Origin of the sequence: Thauera phenolivorans (genome assembly GCF_001696715.1) — a bacterium.
Classification (GTDB): Bacteria; Pseudomonadota; Gammaproteobacteria; order Burkholderiales; family Rhodocyclaceae; genus Thauera; species Thauera phenolivorans.
The window spans coordinates 244,463-264,573 of sequence record NZ_MBFM01000005.1; the positions used below are offsets into that span (position 1 = coordinate 244,463).

Here is a 20,111-nt window from a genome sequence, read left to right on the forward strand (position 1 = left end):
CCGATTGTTATCCTCTCCGTGTTTCCCACTTCGGCGACGGCTCTTGACCCCGACCTCCCCGCTTTCCCCGCTCGAAGCCCGCTGGCTGGCCGAAGTCGTGCGCCGGCACGAGGACCGCAACGGCCTGCTCGAGGATTCCGCCGCACTGCTCGCGGCACGCGCAGCGCCGCCCGAACTGGGCGAACGCATCCTGCGCCGGGCGGACGTGGTCGGCGAGCGCGAGGGCTGGCGCGAGGCGATCCGGCGCTGGCACGGCCGCGCCCGGCTCGCCCTGCTGGCGGCGGCGGTGCTCGCGCTGGTGTTCGGATTCGGCGCCGCGGCGGGCGTGCTCGGCGACGGCAGCCGGCCGGTGAATGTGGTGTGGGCGCTCGGCGGCCTGCTCGGCGTGCATCTCGCCAGCCTGCTGCTGTGGCTGCTCGGCATGCTGCTCGCCGGCCGCAGCCGCGGCGCCTCGTTGCAGATCGGCGGCCTGCTCGGGCGGCTGTGGCTGCGCCTGGTGGCGGCGCTCGACCGCTCGCCGGCAGCCGAGGGCCTGCCCGCCGCGCTCGGCCATCTGCTCGGACGCTCGCGCCTCGCCACCTGGGGCCTGGGCGCGATCACCCACGGTTTGTGGACCCTCGCGCTCGCCGGCGCCGCGGGCGGCGTGCTGCTGCTGCTCGCCACCCGCAGCTACGGCTTCGTGTGGGAGACGACGATTCTGCCGGACGAGGCCTTCGTGCGCCTCACCGCGGCGCTCGGCGCGCTGCCCGCGCTGTTCGGCTTTCCGGTGCCGGACGCCGTCACGGTCGCCGCCAGCGGCAGCGCGGCGGCGCCGGGCGGGATGCTCGCCGAGGTCGGCCGGCGTGCCTGGGCGGGCTGGCTGCTTGGCGCGCTGCTCGCCTACGGGGTGCTGCCCCGCCTGCTGCTGGCCACCGGCTGCGCCCTGCTGTGGTGGCGCGGCGTGCGCACGCTCGCGCTCGACCTCGCGCTGCCCGGCTATGCGCGGCTGCGCCCGCGCCTGCTGCCCGACAGCGAGCGCATCGGCGTGCGCGACCCGGCGCCGCGGGTGATGCCGCGACCCGGCCGCCACGGCCCGCACCCGACCGGCGGCGAGGAGGCGGCGCTGGTGGCGATCGAGCTCGGCGCCGACCTGCCCTGGCCACCGCCCGCCGCCGACGAGGAGGCGATGGCGATCGCTGCCGCCGACGCCGGCCGGCTCGACAGCCGCGAGCAGCGCCGCGGCGTGCTCGAGCGCTTCGCCGAGCGTCCGCCCCATCGCCTGCTGGTGGCGATCGATGCGCGCGCCACGCCCGACCGCGGCAGCCTCGGACTGGTCGCCGAGCTTGCCGACCGCGCGGTGGAAACCCGCGTCTGGGCACTCGGCGAGCAGGCGCTGCGCGCCGAGCGCCTCGCCCTGTGGCAGCACGGCCTCGCCGGCCTCGGCTTCACCCCCGAGGCGCTGATCACCGACGCCGCCGCGGCGCGCGCCTGGCTGCTGCGGCCGGGCCCGGAGACTCGCTCATGAACGACATCCTGCGGGTGGCCGTGGTCGGCCACACCAACACCGGCAAGACCTCGCTGTTGCGCACGCTCGCGCGCGACGCCGGCTTCGGCGAGGTGTCGGACTCGGCCGGCACCACCCGCCACGTCGAAGGCCTGCGCCTGATGGCCGACGGCAGCGCCGCGGTCGAGCTCTACGACACGCCGGGGATGGAGGATGCGATCGCGCTCCTCGAGTTCGTCGAGGGCCTGGTCGAGCCCGGCGAGCGGGTGGACGGGCCGGAGCGCGTCAGCCGCTTTCTCGACACCCTGCAGGCGGGGGCGCGATTCGAGCAGGAGGCGAAGGTGCTGCGCCAGATGCTGGCCAGCGACGCCGCGCTCTACGTGGTCGATGCGCGCGACCCGGTGCTGCCCAAGCACCGCGACGAGCTCGCGCTGCTCGCCGACTGCGGCCGTCCGCTGCTGCCGGTGCTGAACTTCATCGCGTCGCCCGAGGCGCGCGCCGACGAGTGGCGTGCCGCGCTCGCCCGCCTCGGCCTGCATGCGGTGGTCGTGTTCGACACCGTCGCCCCGGCGCTCGACGGCGAGCGCCAGCTCTTCGACACCCTCGCCACCCTGATCCATGCCCACCGCCCGGCGCTCGAGCGCCTCAACGCCGCGCGTGCGCGCGAGGCCGGCGAGCGCCGTGACGCCGCCCGCCGCCTGGTCGCCGAGCTGCTGGTCGAGCTCGCCGCCCGTCGTGACCGCGTCGAGGGCGATTCCGAGCACGCGCTGCGCGCCGCGGTCGAGCGCATGCGCGAGGCGGCGCGCGTGCGCGAGCAGGCCTGCGTCGATGCCCTGCTGCGGCTGTACCGCTTCCGCCCCGACGACGCGCGCACCGAGGCGCTGCCGCTCTCCGACGGGCGCTGGGAGGACGACCTCTTCAATCCCGAGACCCTGCGCGAGATGGGCGTGCGGCTGTCGTCCGGCATGGCCGCGGGCGCCGCTGCCGGGGTCGGCATCGACCTCATGACCGGCGGCCTCACTCTCGGCGCCGCCGCCGCGCTCGGTGCACTCGCCGGCGGCCTGTGGCAGACCTTCGGCCACTACGGCGAGCGGCTCGCGGCGAAGCTGCGCGGCCAGCGCGAGCTCACGGTGGACGATGCGATCCTGCGCGTGGTCGCGCTGCGCCAGCGGCGCCTGCTCGCCGCGCTCGAAGGCCGGGGCCACGCGGCGATGGCGCCGATCGAGTTGGGCGACGATGACGTCAGCGTCGGCACCGATGCGGCCACCCGGCGCTGGCGCGAGGGCCGCCTGCCCGCCGCGCTGGCGAAGGCGCGCGCCCATCCCGAGTGGGCCCGCGCCGGCGACGACGGCGACCGCGAGGAGGCGGTGGCCGAGCTCGCCGAGGCGTTGGCCACCCACTGAAATAGCGGCGGTCGTACCGGCGGCGCGGTTGCTATCGCCCTGGGGGCAGGGCTCCTACACGGTGTTCGGCGACGCGGTGCTCGGCGACGAGGCAGCGGGCGCGGGATGCAGCAACGCCGCGCTGCGCGCCGAGGCGACGAAGATCAGCTTCATCGTCGCCCGCGTGGCGCCGACGAAGAGCTTGCGCATCGCCAGCTCGTCGAGGGTCTCGAAGTCGATCTCGGTGAAGATCACGCACGGCGCGGACTGGCCCTTGAAGCGGTACACCGAGTCGATCAGCAACTCCCCGGGCGAATGCTCGGGCTCGCCGAGCAGGTCGTAGCGGCCGGTGAAGGCGCGCAGCCGGTGCGGGCCGAGGCGGTCGAGTGGGGTGAAGCGCGAATGCTCGCGGCCGCGGAAGGTCAGGATGACGATCATCTCGCGCCGGAAGCCGAGCCCGATCGCGCGCGTGATCGCGCGCTTGGTGGCGTCGAGCATGCCCGCCTCGTCCTGCCATTCGAGGACCTCCGGTTGGCTGTCGGTGACCGGACTGCCGGCGCGAACCGGCGCGGGCAGCGGCAGGCGTGCGTTGAGCAGGGCGAGCACGTCGGCCGGCGTGCGGTAGTTGGTGTCGGCGCCGAGCCCGACCCAGCCCGGCAGCGCCACCGGCGGGCGGCCGTAGAGGTTCTGCAGCGGATCTTCCAGCCACCAGGCGCGGCCACCCTCGGCGAGCAGGGCGAGGAGCGCGTCGCGCCATGGTTCGGCGAAGTCCTGGCCCTCGTCGACGATGATCTCATCGAAGCGCCAGGCGGGCTCGGGCTGGGCGGCGACCAGTTCGGCGAACTCGGTTTCCATGCGGCGGAAGGCGCCGGGCGCGCCGTAGGCCGGGCGGCGGCCGGCGGCGCGCAGGCGGCGGTCGCAGAGCTGGTGATAGGTCGCGACCTCGCCGCCGGACGGCACGATCAGCGCGAAATGGTCGGCCAGCGGGCGGTTGTAGCAGACGTAGAGCGGGCGCCGCCCGGCGGCGAGGGCGTCGGCGTAGGCGGCGAGCGCGAGCTGGGTCTTGCCGCTGCCGGCGGTTGCGGTGACCCGCAGCCGGTGCGGGCTCATCGTGATCCGTCGCGCCCATTCCGCCAGCCCGCCCGACAACCGGGTGGTGAGCGCATTCGCCTCGCCGGCGAGCGCCTGCACGTCGGGCACGAGCTCGAGCAGGTCGGCGAAGAAGCGGTGCACCGCCTGGCGGCGGGTGGCGTCGAGGACCGGCTCGCCGTCGTCGTCGCGGGTCAGCGCACGCACGACCGCCACCAGGTGCTCGCGCTGTTGCGCATCGACGATGCGGCTCGGGTCGAGGCCGGCGGTGCCGGGCTGGCGCACGGTGTAGTCGGGGCAGTGGAAGACGATGTCGACCGCCGGTTCGTGCGGCGCGAGCAGGGGGCGCAGGCGGGCGCGCAAGGCCTCGGCGCTGCGCGCGAGCTCGACGCTGATGCGGCGTGCGCGGTGGCCGCTGCCCTGGCCGTGGGCGCGCACCAGCCCCTCCGCACCTTCGTCGAGGAAGCCCGAGTGCTGTTCGATCAGCAGCACCCGGCCGCCCGGACCGACGACCGCGAAGGAGATCTCGCCGAAGATCGCGTGCGCGCCCTCCGCCCGCGTCCAGTGCAGGCCGTGGTAGATCGCGAACTCGTCCGGCAGGCCGTCGGCGAGCCGGGCGAGGGTGGCGAGCTCGCGCGCGCGCGCACCGGTCGCGGGCAGCTGGCGCCAGCCGGCGGGGTGGGTCAGGGCCATGGCGGTGCTCCTCGGGCGAGCGTTGGAAGTTCCGGCAAGCGCGGATCGGAACGACTAGATTGAAAGAGGTGGAAGCGTGAATTGATGCCTTGACGAGGTCGGGGTTCCTCCTTCCCGGACAGGTAGGGATCCTTCCGAAGGGGAAGGACGAACCTGCGGCCGGCTCATCCGCGCGCTGCGTCCACGGAATGAATATTAACGATAGCGCGCTGCGCTGGGAGGGAGCCATGACCAACCGTTGCCTCGGACTGATCATCAAGGATCAGGATCCATTGACCCTGCCGCTCGAAGCGAGCGTGCAGCAGGCTTGCGAGCGGATGTGGGAGCGGCGCGTCGGCGCGGTGCTGGTCACCGACGACAAGGGCATACTGGCCGGGATCTTCACCGGGCGCGACGCGGTGAAGATGCTTGCCGAGGGCGGCCATCCGGGCGAGGTCCGGCTTGCCGCGGCGATGACGGCCGAGCCGGACACGATCGACTGTTTGTGCACCGCGATCGATGCGCTGCGTATGATGAGCGATGGCGGCTACCGTCACCTGCCCTGTGTCGATGAGCAGGGGCGGATCAGGGGCATCGTCTCGCGCGGTGATTTCCAGGGCCTCGAGCTCGACCGGCTCGAGGAGGAAACGACGCTGTGGGAGCGGATCTGCTGAACCGGCCGCCTTCCCGCAATCGCCGGAGCAAACCGTGAAAGCAACGCGCTCGATCCTCGCCCTTGCCGCCGCCATCGCCCTGCTGGGGCTGGCGCCTGCCGCCATTCCGACCGCGGCGGCCCAGGCCGTCGTGGGCGGGCAGTCCGCCGCCGAAGCCGGTCGCCTCGCCTGGTACGGTAACAAGTTCGCCGGCCGGCGCACCGCCAGCGGCGAGCGTTTCGATCCGAACGCGCTGACGATGGCGCACAAGACGCTGCCCTTCGGCACCCGGGTGAAGGTGACCAACCTCGACAACGAGCGCAGCGTGGTGGTGCGGGTCAACGATCGCGGTCCGACCCAGCCCGACCGCGTGGGCGATGTGTCGCACGCCGCGGCAAAACGGCTCGGCATGCTGCGCGCGGGCGTGGTCGATGCCCGGCTGGAGGTGGTCGACCGCTAGCGGGAAGCGGGGCCCTACGCCGGGCGGGTGAAAGCGCACCCCGGCCATAGCGCGCCGTGATTTCTGCCCATCCTGGGGCTTCGGAAACATCATCGGTCGTCTTGCGGCGCGGTGCTAAAAAGAAGCTGTAGGGACATTGCGTATGACTTGCATTCGCCTGTCCGACAAAGGGCGAAGCCTGAGCGCGCCAGACTTCCTTGCCGTGCAATGCGGCGCAGGGACCAGCGGTCGAAGCCCGCGGTCCCTGCGGGAGGGAGATCATCATGACCACCCGATTCCTCGGAATCATCGCCGCGGCGACGCTGTTCGCGTCCGCCGGGCCGGCGAGCGCTTTGTGCCAGTCGGCCGAGCTCGATGCGGCGATTGACGACCACCGTTACGACGAAGCCCTGACCAGGGTGAGACAGCTTGCGGACGCCGGTGTCCCCGACTGCCAGCGTGCCGCCGGCCTGATGCTGCGGTACGGCGAACGCCTCTACGGCAGCGAGATTCATGCCGATCCGGTGCAGGCGCGTCGCTACCTCGAGATGGCCGCGAAGCAGGGCGACGCCTTTGCCGTCCGGCTGCTGGCGCGGCGCGAATAGGCGCTCCCTTGCGCGTGCCGATCGGCTAAGCTTGCGGGCATGTCGCTGATCCCGCCCGTTCCCGTCACTTCGTACCCGATTCCGATCCCGTCCTTCGTTTTCCGCCCGAGGGGCGGCTGAATGGAGGCGCCGCCCCGAATGCAGATCTGGGTCGACGCTGACGCCTGCCCCGCGGTGATCAAGGACATGCTGTTCCGTGCCGCCGCGCGCACCGAGCGGATGCTGACCCTGGTCGCCAATCAGCCGCTGCGCGCGCCGGCCTCGCCCTGGGTGCGCGCGGTGCAGGTGCCGCAGGGCTTCGACGAGGCCGACCGCTACATCGCCGAGCGCGTCGGCGCGGGCGATCTGGTGATCACCGCCGACATCCCGCTCGCCGCCGAGGTGGTCGCGCGCGATGCGCATGCGCTCAGCCCGCGCGGCGAGCTCTTCGGCACGGAAAACATCCGCGAGCTGCTCGACATGCGCAACTTCATGGATACCCTGCGCGCCACCGGGGTCGATACCGGCGGCCCGGCGGCGTTCAGCGCGGCCGACGGCAAGGCCTTCGCCAGCCGGCTCGACGCCTTCCTGCGCAGCCGATGAGTCGCCGCAAGTCCCCGCTCGGCGCCGCCTTCCAGCGCGCGATGCGTTCGATGACGCGGGCGACCGTGCGCGCCGGCTCGAAGGCGGTCAACAAGGCGATGAACGACGCGGTGAAGGCGGCGGTGGCGCAGACGACGCCGCCGCCCGGCGCGGGCGACTGGATCGCCGGGCAGGCGGTCGGCCCGGGCGGGCTGCGGCGCTGGTTCCTGTTCCGTCCCCAGGGGGTGTCGAACACGGAGCGCCTGCCGCTGCTGGTGATGCTGCACGGCTGCGGCCAGACCGCGCGCAGTTTCGCGCTCAGCACGCGAATGAACCGCATCGCCGCGCGCGAGCGCTTCCTGGTGCTCTATCCCGAGCAGGACCGCATGGTGAACCCGCAGGGCTGCTGGGACTGGTACGGCACCGGCAGCGGCAAGGCGCACGCCGAGGCAGGAACGCTGATGGCGGCGATCGACCAGATCTGCCTGCTTTACCCGGTCGAACGCGAGGCGGTCGCGCTCGCTGGCATCTCGGCCGGCGCCAGCATGGCGGCGCTGCTCGCCGCCGAACACCCCGAGCGCTTTCGCGCCCTGGTGATGCATTCCGGCGTGGCGCCCGGCGCGGCGCGCTCCTCCGCCTCCGCGCTGTCGGCGATGCGCGGCCGGCGCGAGCCCGGGCTGGCGAGGATCGGGGTGCACCCGCTGCCGCCGCTGCTGGTGATCCACGGCAGCCGGGACCTGGTGGTGGCGCCGAGCAACGGCGAAGCGGCGGTGCATCTCTGGGCCGCCGCCTGCGCCGGGCGCGCGGGCGAGCCGCGCCGGGTACAGCGCGGCCAGCGCCACGCGACGATGGTCACCGATTTCCGCGCCGGAGGCCGTGTCGTCGCCAGCCTGCACGAGGTCGAGGGCCTCGGCCACGCCTGGAGCGGCGGCGACGGCCGCCAGCACTTCAGCGACCCGGAGGGGCCCGACGCCTCGCGCCTGGCCTGGGCCTTCTTCGCCCGCCAGCTGCGCGCGCGCGCCGGCCGGCGCGGCACGAACTGAGCGCTGTACCGATGCTCGACGCGACCGACCTCGGCGCGATCCGCCTCACCCTCGAGCTGGCGGCGGTCAGCACCGCGATCCTGCTCGTGATCGGCACCCCGCTCGCATGGTGGCTGGCGACCACCCGCTCGCGCTGGAAGGCGGTGCTCGGCGCCCTGGTGGCGCTGCCGCTGGTGCTGCCGCCGACCGTGCTCGGCTTCTACCTGCTGGTGGCGATGGGGCCGCAGGGTCCGATCGGGCGGCTCACCGGCGCGCTCGGCCTCGGCACGCTGGCCTTTTCCTTCGCCGGCCTGGTGGTCGGCTCGGTCATCTACTCGCTGCCCTTCGTGGTGCAGCCGCTGCGCCAGGCCTTCGAGGCGATCGGCCGCCGTCCGCTCGAGGTCGCCGCCACCCTGCGCGCCGGGCCGTGGGACCGCTTCGTGTCGGTGGTGCTGCCGCTCGCGCGCCCCGGCTTCCTCACCGCGACGGTGCTCGGCTTCGCCCACACCGTCGGCGAGTTCGGCGTGGTGCTGATGATCGGCGGCAACATCCCCGACCGCACCCGGGTGGTTTCGGTGCAGATCTACGACCACGTCGAGGCGCTCGAGTATGCGCGCGCGCACTGGCTCGCCGGCGGCATGGTGGCCTTCTCCTTCCTCGTGCTGCTGCTGCTTTATTCCGGCCGCCGCAGCCGGCCGGACTGGACCTGAGATGGGCGAGGGCATCGAGGCGCGCTTCCGCCTGCCGCTCGGCGATTTCGCGCTCGAGGTCGCGCTCGAGCTGCCGGGCCGCGGCGTGAGCGCGCTGTTCGGCCATTCAGGTTCGGGCAAGACCACCCTGCTGCGCTGCATCGCCGGGCTGGAGCGCGCGCCGCAGGCGCGCCTGGTGGTCAATGGCGAGTGCTGGCAGGACTCCGCGCGCGGCATCTTCCTGCCCACCCACCGGCGCGAGATCGGCTACGTGTTCCAGGAGGCGAGCCTCTTTCCCCACCTTTCGGTGCGGCGCAACCTCGAGTTCGGCGAGCGCCGGATCGCCGTCGCCGCGCGCCGGGTGTCGCTGCCCCAGGCCTGCGCCCTGCTCGGCATCGAGCACCTGCTCGAGCGCATGCCCGACGGCCTGTCGGGCGGCGAGCGCCAGCGCGTCGCGATCGCGCGCGCGCTGCTCACGAGTCCGCGCCTGCTGCTGATGGACGAGCCGATGGCCGCGCTCGACGCCGCGCGCAAGGCCGAAATCCTGCCCTACCTCGAGCGCCTGCACGACGAGCTGGAGATTCCGCTGCTCTACGTCAGTCATTCGATCGAAGAGGTGGTGCGCCTCGCCGACCACCTGGTGCTGCTCGCCGACGGGCGCGTGATGGCGCACGGCGAGCTGCGCGCCATGCTCGCCCGGCTCGACCTGCCGATCGCCTTCGCCGAGGACGCCGGCGTCGTGGTCGACGCGGTGGTCGCCGGTCACGACGAGGCTTACCACCTCACCCGGCTCGCCTTTCCCGGCGGCGAGGTGGTGGTGACGCGCCAGCCCGCCGAGGCCGGGCGCCGGCTGCGCTTCCGCATCCATGCGCGCGACGTCAGCCTCGCCGACCACCGGGTCGAGGGCAGCAGCATCGTCAACCTGCTGCCGGTGACGATCACCGAGATCGTCGGCGCCGACAGCCCGGCCCACGTGCTGGTCGGGATGGACGCGGGCGGCACCCCGCTGGTGGCGCGCATCACCCGGCGCTCCTGCGACCAGCTGGTGGTGCGCCCGGGGCGGCGGATGTGGGCGCAGATCAAGTCGGTGGCGCTGCTCGGCTGACGCGCGCACGCTCATCGCCATCGTCATCGGGAGATGCGATCATCCGGGACATCATTTCTTCCGGAGCAACGCCCGCATGAACGATCCCCGCCGCCTGCGCGCCCGCAACTTCCCTTCCGCCCAGGACGAGGTCGAGGCCGCCCAGCCCCATTCGCCCTACGACCGTCCCGGCAGCTCCTTCCGCATGGCCTTCGCCGACAGCGACTTCCTGCTGCGCGACGAGTTGCGCCCGGTGCGTCTGCAGCTCGAGCTGCTCAAGGCCGAGCTGGTCCAGCAGGAGCAGGGGGTGGATTCCACCGTGGTGGTGTTCGGCAGCGCGCGCTTCAAGTCGCCCGAGGTCGCCGCCGCGATGCTCGAGGACGCGGTCGCCGGCGGCGACGAGACCGCCATCCGGCGCGCGCAGCAGATGGTGAAGAACGCGCGCTGGTACGAGGAGGCGCGCCGCTTCGGCGAGCTGGTGACGCAGGAGCAGGACGCGCTCGGCGAGCCGGTGATCGTCGCCACCGGCGGCGGCCCCGGCATCATGGAGGCGGGCAACCGCGGCGCCCACGAAGCCGGCGGGCGCAGCATGGGGATGAGCATCTTCCTGCCCTTCGAGGAGGCGCCCAACCCCTACATCACCCCCGAGCTGTGCTTCCAGTTCCACTATTTCGCCATCCGCAAGATGCACTTCCTGATGCGCGCGGTGGCGCTGGTGAGCTTCCCCGGCGGCCTGGGCACGCTCGACGAGCTGTTCGAGGTGCTGACCCTCACCCAGACGGGCAAGATCCGCCGCCGCCCGATCATCCTCATCGGGCGCGACTTCTGGCAGCGGCTGATCGACTTCGAGGTGTTGGTCGAACACGGCGTGATCAGCCCGGCGGATGTGAATCTGTTCCATTACGCCGAGACCGCGGAGGAGGCCTGGGACGCGATCAAGGCCGCCTACAGCGGCGACAACCCGTCGCTGACGGCGCGCCAGCTGAGGGGGAATTGAGCGCGTACCGGGAAGCGACCGCGGGCGACCCAAGGGCAGCCGCCGCGCCGTGGGGCGCCAAGCGCCGGCCCCGCGCCGCTGCGGAGCCGCTGGGGGTTCATGTTATTTTGCAGCACCGTCATTCGCGGCGCGGGATACCGATCCCAGACACTCGAAGGAGAATTACTGCATGAAGAAAATTTCCGCAGGACTTGCGGCGCTTGGGCTGTCCGTCGGCGTCATGTTCGGCGCCTCGCAGGCGGCGGCTGCGCCCGAAGCGTTCGCCGACATGAAGCCGGTCACCCTCAAGCTCGCCCACGTGGTGAACGAGCGCGACGGCTTCCACCTCTCGGCGGTGCGCTTCAAGGAAGTCGTCGAAGCGGGCAGTGGCGGCAAGCTCACCGTCGAGCTGTTCCCGAACGCGGTGCTGGGTGACGAGCGCACCCTGCTCGAGGGCATGCAGATGGGGACGGTGGACATGGGTGTGATCACCAATGGCCCGGTCGCCAACTTCGTCGAGCAGATGGCGGTGTTCGAGCTGCCCTTCCTGTTCGCCACGCCCGAGGCGGCCTACAGGGTGCTCGATGGCGAGATCGGCCAGGAACTGCTCGGCAAGCTGGAAAGCGTCAACCTCAAGGGACTGGCCTACGCCGAGCGCGGCTTCCGCAACCTGACCAACAGCCAGCGCGCGGTGCACGTCCCGGCCGACATGAAGGGCCTGAAGGTCCGCGTGATGGAAAATCCGGTCTACATCGACACCTTCCGCGCCCTGGGCGCCAACGCCGTGCCGATGGCGTGGACCGAAGCACTGACCGCGATGCAGCAGGGCACGATCGATGGCCAGGAAAACCCGGTCAACGTGATCCACTCGTTCAAGCTGTCGGAGACGCAGAAGCACATGTCGCTGACGCGCCACACCTATGCGCCGGCGATCTTCGTCATGGGCCTCGACCGCTTCAAGCGCCTGCCGGAACCGGCGCAGGCGCTGGTCAAGGAAGCGGCGCAGGCGGCGGCGGAGCATGGGCGCCGGATGAATGCCGAGATGCAGGCCGAGCAGCTGGCCGAACTGCGCGCCGCGGGGATGGAGATCGACGAGTCGCCCGATGTCGCCGCCTTCCAGAAGGCGATCGAATCGGTGTACGCGAAGTACGAGTCGCGCTTCGGCGACTACCTGCCGCGGATCCGGGCCGCGCTGCAGTAAGACGTGTTCCGCCTTCTCAAACGCGCTGAAAGGCTGATCGACGCGATCGTCCAGCGAGCCGCCTTCGCGGCGCTCGCGGGGATGATCGCGGTGATCACGCTGCAGATCGTCTCGCGCGTGTTCTTCGACGCCGTGAGCTGGTCCGAGGAGCTGGCCCGCTACCTGCTGGTGTGGACCAGCTTCCTCGGCGCGGCGATGGCGTGGCAGCGCGGGCGGCACATCGCGGTGGACTTCGTCGTCGATGCCATGCCGGGGCGCTTGCGGCTGGCCGTCAAGGCCATGGCCATCGTGGTCTCGATCGCCTTCTTCGCGCTCATCATCCATTACGGGATCCGCTTCATGCAGATGCAGAGCTTCCAGGTCTCGGCCTCGCTGCGCATCCCGATCCGCTACGTGTTCGCGGTGATCCCGTTGACCGCGGTGCTGATGCTCTACTATTCCCTGCTCGACCTCATCGAGCTGTTCTCGGCTTCGGCCCGTCGCCAGGCCGAAGCCATCGAGGGCGGCGCCACGGCAGGTGACCTGCCATGACGCTGGTGCTGTTCGGGCTGTTCTTCCTGTTCCTGCTCGCCGGCGTGCCGGTGGCGGTGACGATCGGCGCGAGCACCGCGGTCGCGCTGTACGTCGAGGACGTCCCCCTGATGCTCGCGGCGCAGCGCATGTTCGCGGGCATCGACTCCTTTGCGCTGATTGCGGTCCCCTTCTTCATCCTGGCCGGCGACCTCATTGCGCAGGGCAAGGTGAGCGAGAAGCTGGTCGCGCTGGCCGATGCCGCGCTCGGCTTCCTCAAGGGCGGGCTGTCGGTGGTGTCGGTACTCGCCGGCATGTTCTTCGCTGCGATCTCCGGTTCCGGCGCGGCAACCACCGCGGCGGTCGCCGCCAGCCTGGTACCCGAGCTCAAGCGCAAGGGCTACGACGAGGCGTCCGCCGCGGCGCTGATCGCGGCCAGCGGCACCATCGGCGTGGTCATCCCGCCTTCGGTGCCGATGATCATCTATGCGGTCATCGCGGCGCAGTCGGTGTCGGACCTCTTCCTCAGCGGCTTCCTGCCCGGGGTGGCGATGGGTCTCGGTCTCATGGTGATCGCGGTGCGCGAGGCCTACCGGCGCAATTACCCCAAGGGCGCGCCGTTCTCCCTCGCCACCATCTGGCGAACCTTCAAGGGCGCGATCTGGGGGATGATGACGCCGGTCATCATCCTCGGCGGCATCTTCTCGGGGGTGTTCACGCCGAGCGAGGCCGCCGTGGTGGCGGTCAACTACGCGCTGGTGGTGTCGCTCTTCGTGTATCGCGACCTCGGTTTCCGCGATATCTACCGCATCATGCTGCGCTCGGTCATCACCACCGGCGTGATCATGTTCGTGATCGCCACCTCGGCGATCCTGAGCTGGGCGATGGCCAACTGGCAGATCCCGGGCATGATCGCCGACGGGGTGCTGTCGCTCTCGCAGAACGTGTACATCGTGCTGCTGCTGATCATGCTGCTCATCCTGCTCACCGGGGTGTTCATCGAGACCGCCGCGGCGCTGATCATCCTCACCCCGGTGTTCCTGCCGCTGGTGAACTCGCTGGGCATCGACCTGGTGCACTTCGGCCTGATCATCGTCGTCGGGCTCGCGATCGGCATGGTGACGCCGCCGGTGGCGATCAACCTCTACGTCGCATCCTCGGTCACCGAGCAGCCGCTCGAGCGCATCAGTCGCGCGGTGCTGCCCTACATCGGCGCCTTGCTCGTGGTGTTCGCGCTCGTCGTTTATGTGCCGGTGCTGCTGGGCTGGTCGGGGCTGCGATGAACGACGACCACGACCCGGCTCATGCCGTCGCCCACGCACATGCGGGTGCCGTGGTCGCGGGCTCGTCTGGCGCTGCGTCGCGCCGCTCATAGCGCGTCGCGAATCTCCATCAGCGCCTTGCGCAGCGCGGGCAGGTCGGTGTCGAGCAGGCCGATCAGGCAGTCCAGGTTCTCGATCACCGAGGCGCGTTCGCGCGGGCTGGCGCCGCGCGTGATCACCCTGCGGTAGGCGTCCCTGACGGCGGTGGCGATGTCGGCACAGTCGCGCGGCAGCGTGCTGCGGCGCGAGCGTCGGCCGGCGGCGGGCGCGTCGGCGACGCAGCGGGCGAGCAGGCGCACGAGTTCCAGGTCGGCCAGCGCGGCACCGTCCCAGAAATCCGGCTCCTCGGCGTAACGCTTGCGGAGGGCTTCGTTCAGACGGGCGATGTCCCCTTCGAGCTCTGCCCACGGTAGCGTGGGCCGATCGTCGTCCAGGCGCTGTGCGAGCAGCATCGCGCTCACCCAGTTGGTGAAGGGATAGGACTCGCGCCGACCGCCCTGCTCGTAGGCGCTGCGGTAGGCCTCGGCGCTGGCCTCGAGCGCCGCCAGCCGGGCGGCCGGGGTGTCGGCCGCGAGCGCGCGGCGCTTCCATGCGCTGCCGAGGAGGTCGAGACGCTCGGTGGTGGCGGCGCGCCGGCTCAGCAGCTCGAGGTCGGCGATGCCGAGTTGCATGAGCGCTTCACGTGCTGCGGCCTCGGCGGCGCTTTCGCGCGTGCCGCGTTCGCGCCGCGCGCGCCATTGCTCGGCGGCCCAGCGTACGCGGAAGTTGGCGAGCTGCTCGATGGCGCGCACCGGGCAGTTGCCCTTGCTCGCGCGCAAGGCGTTTTCCAGTTGCTTGATCGCGGATTCCCAGAAGCGCGCCTCGCCCCACGCGAAACCGAGCGCGGCGGCGACGTCCGCCCGCGCCAGCCATTGCGCGCGCTGCGCCTCGGGGATGCGCTCGAGCAGGCCGGCGATCCGTTCGGCGGTGGCCTCGTCGCGTCCGGCGGCCGCTTCGCTGCTCGCCTTCAGCCCCTGGGCGAGGTTGTCGAGCTCGACCACGAGCTCGACCGGCGCGCGCCAGGGCCGATGGCGGCGGACGGTCGGCGCGCGGTTGCGCACCAGGCTGAAGGCCGGGTCGCCGTAGCACTGGTAGGCGCCCCAGGTGTTGACGCCGGGGAAGCGCAGCCAGATGTCTTCGCGCGCGGCGCGCACCGCCTCGCCGAAGGGCTCGCCGTCGAGCATGCGGCGGTAGAAGGCCTCGGCGAAGGCGAGGGCGGCGCCGTCGTCCACCGCCCAGCCGGCGGCCACCACCGCGCGCACGCCCATGCGGATGAACTGCATGCCGAGGTTGGCGGCGAGCGCGCCGCGGTCGCTGTCGCCCGCCGACTGGCTCTTGCCGAGGTGGCAGCAGTTGATGAAGACGAGCTCGGGCACCCAGCGCATCTGCTCGATGTCGCCCGGGGTGAGGAAAGTGTCGCGGCCGATGATCATGCCGGAGACGAGCTGCGTCGGCTTCTCGTCGGTCGCGCCGCCGGGGCGGGCGGCCGGGGCCGGCAGCGGGTAGTCGTGCTCGCCGTGCCCGGCCAGGTGCAGGATGCGCCAGGCGTCGCGGTGCAGGTTCTCGATCACCGCCTCCGCCGGCTCGTCGATGCAGTCGCGCACCTGCCAGTCGCGTTCGGCGAGCAGGGCGGCGACCTTGTGCGCCTCGCTGCGCGCGCCGGGCAGGTCGTCGAAGCGGTCCCAGCCGCCGAGGTCGGGGTTGCCGACCACCAGCGCGCTGGTGCCCACCGCGTGCGCGGGCTGAGGGCGGAAGCTGGCGGTCTTGAGCTGGCGCACCAGGCCGGCATTGACCGCCGGCGGCCGGCCGTTGTCGTTCCAGCGGTCTTCGAGCAGCTCCCAGGGGTAGCGGGCGGAGCGGTCGTCGACCAGCAGTACGAGGTCGCCTTGCAGGCGGGCGGCCTCCTTCAGGCGCAGCGGCAGCAGCATCTCGTAGAGCGTGCGCGCCGCTTCCGGGTTGGCCCGGGCCGAGCGCGAGGCGGCGCGGATGAAGGCTTCGGCGAGCGCGAGCTGTCCACTGGCGAGGGTCTCTTCGGCGCGCGCACGATCGGTCGGGAAGATGAAGCGCAGGGCATTGCGCTGCCCCTTTTCCTCGATGATCTCCAGCCGGTGCCACCATTCGGGCGCCTCGTCGAAGCGCACCCGGGCGCGACCGGCGCGGCCGCTCTCGACCACCCCGGCCGGCCAGCGCACGCTGGCGGCGATCTCCTCGTTGCCGAGGATGGTGGACAGGGCTTCGGCGGCCCCCAGCGCGACGTCGGCGAACACCTCGATGAACTCGATGCGGTCGAGGCTGACCCTGCGGTCGAGCTCGCTCGCCACCAGGCGGGCGTTGGTCGCGAGCGCGGCGCGCAGGATCGCCTCGAGCGAGTCGCGCACCGTCAGTGCGCCCGCGCCGGTGCCCACCAGCAGGCAGGAGACCGAGGCGCGCCGGGGGCTGCCGGCGGGGCCGAAGCGCGCGTTGGGCCATTGCGATACCTGCAGGGCATAGTCGAGCAAGGCGGCGCGCACGCCGCTCTCGAGCAGGCCGGGGCTGAGTTCGCCCACCTGGCCGAGGCCGACCACGATCGCGCCGCCCGGTGGCGTGTCGCGGCGGCGGTTGAAGAACAGCGCGTTGGTGTCGAGCCGGCCGGGATAGATGCCGAGCTGCAGCCGGCGCGACAGTGCGCCGTCGAGCTGGCGGTCGAGCGTGCGCTCGGCGCTGACGATGGTGTCGCCGAGGTAGTGGCCGACCAGCACCGGGTGGCGCGCGTAGGAGAGGTCGCCGTGGCGGATGCGGACTTCGATCATCGGCACCGGCGGGCGCTGGTCGAGCGCGCGCGCGGCGATGCCGCCGCCGAAGCCGAGGCTGTGCAGGTCGCCTTCCGCCGGCAGGTGGTCGGCCGGCGGCAGCGGCGGCAGGAGAAAGGATTCCGCCGCCTCGCCGCCGGCGCGCAGGCGCGGCGGCGGGGTGGCGGGCAGGCGGCTGGTGGTGCCGAGCTGCAACAGCTCGAGATAGGCGGGGAAGGCCCGCTGCTGCACGCACAGGGCGTCGTGCGCGGTGTCCTCCACGTACCAGGTGCCCACCCGCTCGAGCCGGCCCGAGGCCCAGCTCACGGTGCCGTCGCCCGCGCCGCTGGCGACGAAGTCGAGCCGCTTGCGGCCGCTCAGCCAGCTCGTCTCGTCATAGTCCGCAAGCTGATAGCCGACCACGGTGGCGGGCTGGCTGCCGGCCACGCAGCACATGCGGTCGGGGTCGGGCGCGGCGGCGCGCAGCAGGCTCCAGGTGTCGTGCGCATCGCGCAGCGCGCCCGCGTCCGCCGGCTGCCAGCGCGCCTGGGTGGCGTCACGGATCAGCTGCCAGCGCGCGGGGTCGGCGAAGTCGGGGGCGTCGTCGGCGAAGGGCAGCAGCTCGAGCAGGCCGGGGTACGCGCGCACCAGGTCGACGATCTCGCTCGCGCTGCGGCTGAAGTCGAGCAGCGCCAGCCTGGCCTGGGCGGGGTTGAGGCCGGTGAGCCAGCGCAGCGCCTCCCAGGAGCCGTGGTTGGGCGTGCCGAGCATCAGCAGCCGGCTGCCGGGCAGGGCCGCGATGCGCTGCCACACCGCCGCGCCGCGGCCGCCGTCGGCGATCATCGCGCGCGCCACCAGGCCGCCCATCGAGTGCGCGACCAGATGCACCGCCTGGCCGGTGCGTTCGGCCTGCGGCAGCCACTGCTCGAGCGCCTCGGCGAGCTTCGCCGCCGCCTCGCGCACCGAGCGCCGCCAGTCGTAGGGGAAGACCTCGACGTGGTGGCTGTGGGCGAGGAACTCGAGCAGCGGGCCGTAGAATTCATCGAGCGGGCGGCCGACCGCGACCTCCGGGGCGTCGATCGCGATCTCGCCCAGCCCGCCGCGCAGCAGCGCGCGGTAGTCGAGCCAGACCGCCTTGCCCGCGGCGTGCAGCGCACTGCCCATCGCACCCGGCAGCAGCACCGCGAGCGGGCGCGGCGCGGCGCTGCGCTGGCTGCGCTCGACCGCCTCGCGCCAGCGCGGCGGGGCGTGGCTGGCCTCGCCGATCGGCAGGAAGCCGCCGTCCTCGTGATCGGCGCGGACGAGGCCGGCGAGCAGCCAGCCGACGCTGCGCTCGTTGCGGAAATAGCTGAAATGGTCGACCGCCTCGCCCTTGTCGGCGCGGAAGCGCGCGCCCTTGTCGGGCCGGCGCAGGCCGCCCGACATCGAGCCGGTGTTGACCACCAGGTCGTGCTCGGCGCCGTAGAACCAGTCGGCCACCAGCAGCTTGAGCTTCTGCCACAGTGAGCCGCCCTCGACGTCGCCGGCGATCGCGCTGAGGTCGGCGGTACTGAACAGCTCGGGATGGTGCAGCAGCCGGGTCAGCGCCGAGCCCGGCATCATCGCCTCCAGGCCGGGCAGGGTGCGCGGGTCGGTGCGCTCCTTGACCACCGCGAGCAGGAAATCGAGGCCGTCGGCGAAGAGGTCGAGGCCGGCGGCCTTGTCGGCGAGGAAGCCGAGCATCGACAGCCAGCGGTCGAGCCGCCCGGAGGCGAGCGTGGTGCCGCGCGCCGGGCAGGCGACGCGGACGAAGCGGGTGACGCGCAGCCGGCGGGCGACGAGCAACTCCAGCAGCTCGGCGAGTGCCGCACGGTCGCCGTCGTAGGCGGCGTCGCGCGCGGTCTCGTCCTCGGGCGCGAGCGGGAACAGGCCGAGCTGCTCGGCGATCGTGCGGTCGGCGGCGAACAGGGTCTTCAGGGTGAGCTCGTCGAGCAGCTCGAGCACCCGCTCGCACTGGCCGAGGCACAGCAGCTCGCCCACCAGGCCACCGCGCGAGTGGCTGACCAGGTGCAGCTCGGCGCCCGCCGGCAACCGCTGCACGAGCGCCAGCGCGTTGGCGATCGGGCTCTCGCTCAGGCTGCGGTGCTCGAAGGCGAAGGCGCGGGTCTCGTAGTCGCCATGCAGACGGCCGCGCGCCTCGCGGCCGGCGCGATTGTCGGCGCTCCACAGCTTGCCGAAGCTGCCCTCGCAGCTGGAGGCGGTGCCGTGCAGGAAGATCAGCAACGGCTTGTCGGCGGGCAGCGCGGCGTCCGCGGCGAGCGGCGAGAGGGCGAAGTCGCCGTCGAGCCGGCAGCGGTACAGACCGGGCTTGTGCGGGGCGAGCTGCTTCTCCTCGAACCATTTCGCGAGATTCTTCGCCGCCGCTTCCTCGAGGCTGACGCCGAAGAAGTCGAGCAGCCTGATGCCGAGCCCGAGCAGGCCGCGCTCGTCGGCTTCGGCGCGCCCCGCGGCGGACGGCCGCAGGGCGTCGAACTCCCAGGCCTCGCCGCCGTCGCGCGCCAGGCTGCGGCGGCCGTGCTCGCGCACCATGGCGTCTGCGCGGCTCCACAGCACGAAGCCGTTGTCGAGCTCGATGCGCACCACCTCGTCGGCGGCGACCTCGTGCTCGCCGGTGACGCCGTCGCGCGCCCGGCCCGGCCGCAGCCGGCGCCGGTGGGCGATCCGGACCCCGGTCCCGGCCGCGGTGGGAAAGTCGGGTGCCTGGGTCGAGCGCTCCAGCTCGCCGCGGATGCGGTAGCTGCGTGTGGCCATGGCGGGGCTCCGTTGCGAGGCCGGCTTACGCGAGCACCGGCACGCGTCGCGCGCTGCGGGTGCCGAAGATCTGCGGCTCCTGCGGCAGCCGGGTGGAGGGCAGGTAGCGGCGGATGGCGGCGAACCATTCCTCGTAGGTCTGCGGCTTGTCCTGTGCGAGCGTCTTCAGCGCGTAGAAGGAGAAGGCGCCGTTGGGGCGGCCGCCGAAGGCGGTGTCCCAGCTGAACTCCTCGTCGCGACAGCCGGCGAGCAGCAGATCGCCGCCGGCCTGGCGCAGGCCGCCGACCAGGGTCAGGCTGCTCGCGCGCGCCACGCGCGGCAGCGTGCCGGCCTTCATCCACGCCGCCGGCGGCAGGAAGCGGGCGCGCGGACCGCCGGGGTCGAGGTCGGCCTCGTCGCCGCGCGTCACCGAGCCGGAGTGACAGCTGTCGGAGATCAGCACCAGACGCACGCCGGCGGCGCGGGCGTCGAACAGGCGGTGAATGTCGTCGTCGAGCAGCGGCCCGGCGCTGGCGATGTCGTGCGGGCACAGGCCCTCGTCGCGCGCGTCGGGCTCGTCGCCGTCGGTGTCCTCCACCCAGGTGCCGTGGCCGGAGTAGGTGATCACCAGCGTGTCGCCCGTCCTCGCCGCGCCGATCAGCGAGGCGATCGCCTCCGTCATCGCCGCCAGGGTGGCCTCGTGGTCGAGCAGCTGGCGTACCTCGAAGCCGCGCTGCCGCAGCGCGGCGGCCCAGTCGTGGGCGTCGTTGACGCAGCCGGCGAGATCGCCGTCGGTGCCCGGATAGTCGTTGATGCCGATGCAGAGTGCGTTCTTCGCCATGGTGCC

General features: G+C 72.4%; 16 protein-coding genes. 13 read left to right on the forward strand and 3 right to left on the reverse strand.

The features are described from left to right. The first annotated feature begins 43 nt into the window (after positions 1–43). On the forward strand, positions 44–1,504 hold the full coding sequence (locus BB334_RS14215) for a DUF2868 domain-containing protein (RefSeq protein WP_068809156.1): 1,461 nt from the start codon (positions 44–46) through the stop codon (positions 1,502–1,504). Then, the gene (locus BB334_RS14220; protein WP_068809157.1) at positions 1,501–2,886 is read left to right on the forward strand and encodes a GTPase/DUF3482 domain-containing protein; all 1,386 of its coding nucleotides are present in this window, start codon (positions 1,501–1,503) and stop codon (positions 2,884–2,886) included. The genes BB334_RS14215 and BB334_RS14220 overlap by 4 nt, the downstream gene beginning before the upstream one ends. Before the next feature lie 54 nt (positions 2,887–2,940). Here BB334_RS14220 and BB334_RS14225 read toward each other — a convergent pair whose 3' ends face one another. Further along, a complete protein-coding gene (locus BB334_RS14225; protein WP_068809158.1) occupies positions 2,941–4,647 on the reverse strand; it encodes an ATP-binding domain-containing protein in 1,707 nt (568 codons plus the stop codon). Between the two features lie 227 nt (positions 4,648–4,874). Between BB334_RS14225 and BB334_RS14230 the strand changes: the two genes are divergently transcribed. The 11 genes from BB334_RS14230 (at position 4,875) to BB334_RS14280 (ending at position 13,649) form a co-directional block, all read left to right on the forward strand. Continuing rightward, entirely contained in the window at positions 4,875–5,300 is a 426-nt protein-coding gene (locus tag BB334_RS14230; protein WP_068809159.1) for a CBS domain-containing protein, read from the forward strand. 34 nt (positions 5,301–5,334) lie between these two features. After that, the gene (locus BB334_RS18830) at positions 5,335–5,739 is read left to right on the forward strand and encodes a septal ring lytic transglycosylase RlpA family protein (protein ID WP_068809160.1); all 405 of its coding nucleotides are present in this window, start codon (positions 5,335–5,337) and stop codon (positions 5,737–5,739) included. A 263-nt stretch (positions 5,740–6,002) separates the two neighbouring features. After that, positions 6,003–6,323, forward strand: coding sequence for an SEL1-like repeat protein (locus tag BB334_RS14240; RefSeq protein WP_068809161.1), 321 nt, complete (start codon positions 6,003–6,005; stop codon positions 6,321–6,323). 138 nt (positions 6,324–6,461) lie between these two features. Then, the gene (locus tag BB334_RS14245) at positions 6,462–6,905 is read left to right on the forward strand and encodes a YaiI/YqxD family protein (protein WP_068809162.1); all 444 of its coding nucleotides are present in this window, start codon (positions 6,462–6,464) and stop codon (positions 6,903–6,905) included. Further along, the gene (locus tag BB334_RS14250) at positions 6,902–7,927 is read left to right on the forward strand and encodes an extracellular catalytic domain type 1 short-chain-length polyhydroxyalkanoate depolymerase (protein WP_068809163.1); all 1,026 of its coding nucleotides are present in this window, start codon (positions 6,902–6,904) and stop codon (positions 7,925–7,927) included. Before BB334_RS14245 ends, BB334_RS14250 begins: the two co-directional genes overlap by 4 nt. An 11-nt stretch (positions 7,928–7,938) precedes the next feature. After that, positions 7,939–8,616, forward strand: a complete 678-nt coding sequence (modB, locus tag BB334_RS14255) for a molybdate ABC transporter permease subunit (protein WP_068809164.1) — start codon at positions 7,939–7,941, stop codon at positions 8,614–8,616. 1 nt (position 8,617) lies between these two features. Further along, positions 8,618–9,700, forward strand: a complete 1,083-nt coding sequence (gene modC, locus BB334_RS14260) for a molybdenum ABC transporter ATP-binding protein (protein ID WP_068809165.1) — start codon at positions 8,618–8,620, stop codon at positions 9,698–9,700. Between the two features lie 76 nt (positions 9,701–9,776). Further along, on the forward strand, positions 9,777–10,676 hold the full coding sequence (locus BB334_RS14265) for an LOG family protein (protein WP_068809166.1): 900 nt from the start codon (positions 9,777–9,779) through the stop codon (positions 10,674–10,676). A gap of 169 nt (positions 10,677–10,845) precedes the next feature. Further along, the gene (locus BB334_RS14270; protein ID WP_068809167.1) at positions 10,846–11,856 is read left to right on the forward strand and encodes a TRAP transporter substrate-binding protein; all 1,011 of its coding nucleotides are present in this window, start codon (positions 10,846–10,848) and stop codon (positions 11,854–11,856) included. Between the two features lie 3 nt (positions 11,857–11,859). Then, on the forward strand, positions 11,860–12,387 hold the full coding sequence (locus tag BB334_RS14275; protein WP_068809168.1) for a TRAP transporter small permease: 528 nt from the start codon (positions 11,860–11,862) through the stop codon (positions 12,385–12,387). Further along, a complete protein-coding gene (locus BB334_RS14280) occupies positions 12,384–13,649 on the forward strand; it encodes a TRAP transporter large permease (protein ID WP_068809169.1) in 1,266 nt (421 codons plus the stop codon). Before BB334_RS14275 ends, BB334_RS14280 begins: the two co-directional genes overlap by 4 nt. 86 nt (positions 13,650–13,735) lie before the next feature. Here BB334_RS14280 and BB334_RS14285 read toward each other — a convergent pair whose 3' ends face one another. Next, positions 13,736–19,285 carry a CHAT domain-containing protein gene (locus BB334_RS14285; RefSeq protein ID WP_068809170.1) on the reverse strand — a complete coding sequence of 1,850 codons (5,550 nt, stop codon included), beginning with the start codon at positions 19,283–19,285 and terminating at the stop codon, positions 13,736–13,738. A gap of 25 nt (positions 19,286–19,310) precedes the next feature. After that, entirely contained in the window at positions 19,311–20,105 is a 795-nt protein-coding gene (locus BB334_RS14290; protein WP_068809171.1) for a caspase family protein, read from the reverse strand. Positions 20,106–20,111 lie beyond the last annotated feature (6 nt).

Excerpts from the sequence above, each read along its gene's own strand:
- BB334_RS14220 (WP_068809157.1), top strand. The coding sequence starts at position 1,501 with ATGAACGACATCCTGCGGGTGGCCGTGGTCGGCCACACCAACACCGGC.
- BB334_RS14225 (WP_068809158.1), bottom strand. The coding sequence starts at position 4,647 with ATGGCCCTGACCCACCCCGCCGGCTGGCGCCAGCTGCCCGCGACCGGT.
- BB334_RS14230 (WP_068809159.1), top strand. The coding sequence starts at position 4,875 with ATGACCAACCGTTGCCTCGGACTGATCATCAAGGATCAGGATCCATTG.
- BB334_RS14240 (WP_068809161.1), top strand. The coding sequence starts at position 6,003 with ATGACCACCCGATTCCTCGGAATCATCGCCGCGGCGACGCTGTTCGCG.
- BB334_RS14245 (WP_068809162.1), top strand. The coding sequence starts at position 6,462 with ATGCAGATCTGGGTCGACGCTGACGCCTGCCCCGCGGTGATCAAGGAC.
- BB334_RS14250 (WP_068809163.1), top strand. The coding sequence starts at position 6,902 with ATGAGTCGCCGCAAGTCCCCGCTCGGCGCCGCCTTCCAGCGCGCGATG.
- modB (WP_068809164.1), top strand. The coding sequence starts at position 7,939 with ATGCTCGACGCGACCGACCTCGGCGCGATCCGCCTCACCCTCGAGCTG.
- modC (WP_068809165.1), top strand. The coding sequence starts at position 8,618 with ATGGGCGAGGGCATCGAGGCGCGCTTCCGCCTGCCGCTCGGCGATTTC.
- BB334_RS14265 (WP_068809166.1), top strand. The coding sequence starts at position 9,777 with ATGAACGATCCCCGCCGCCTGCGCGCCCGCAACTTCCCTTCCGCCCAG.
- BB334_RS14270 (WP_068809167.1), top strand. The coding sequence starts at position 10,846 with ATGAAGAAAATTTCCGCAGGACTTGCGGCGCTTGGGCTGTCCGTCGGC.
- BB334_RS14280 (WP_068809169.1), top strand. The coding sequence starts at position 12,384 with ATGACGCTGGTGCTGTTCGGGCTGTTCTTCCTGTTCCTGCTCGCCGGC.
- BB334_RS14285 (WP_068809170.1), bottom strand. The coding sequence starts at position 19,285 with ATGGCCACACGCAGCTACCGCATCCGCGGCGAGCTGGAGCGCTCGACC.
- BB334_RS14290 (WP_068809171.1), bottom strand. The coding sequence starts at position 20,105 with ATGGCGAAGAACGCACTCTGCATCGGCATCAACGACTATCCGGGCACC.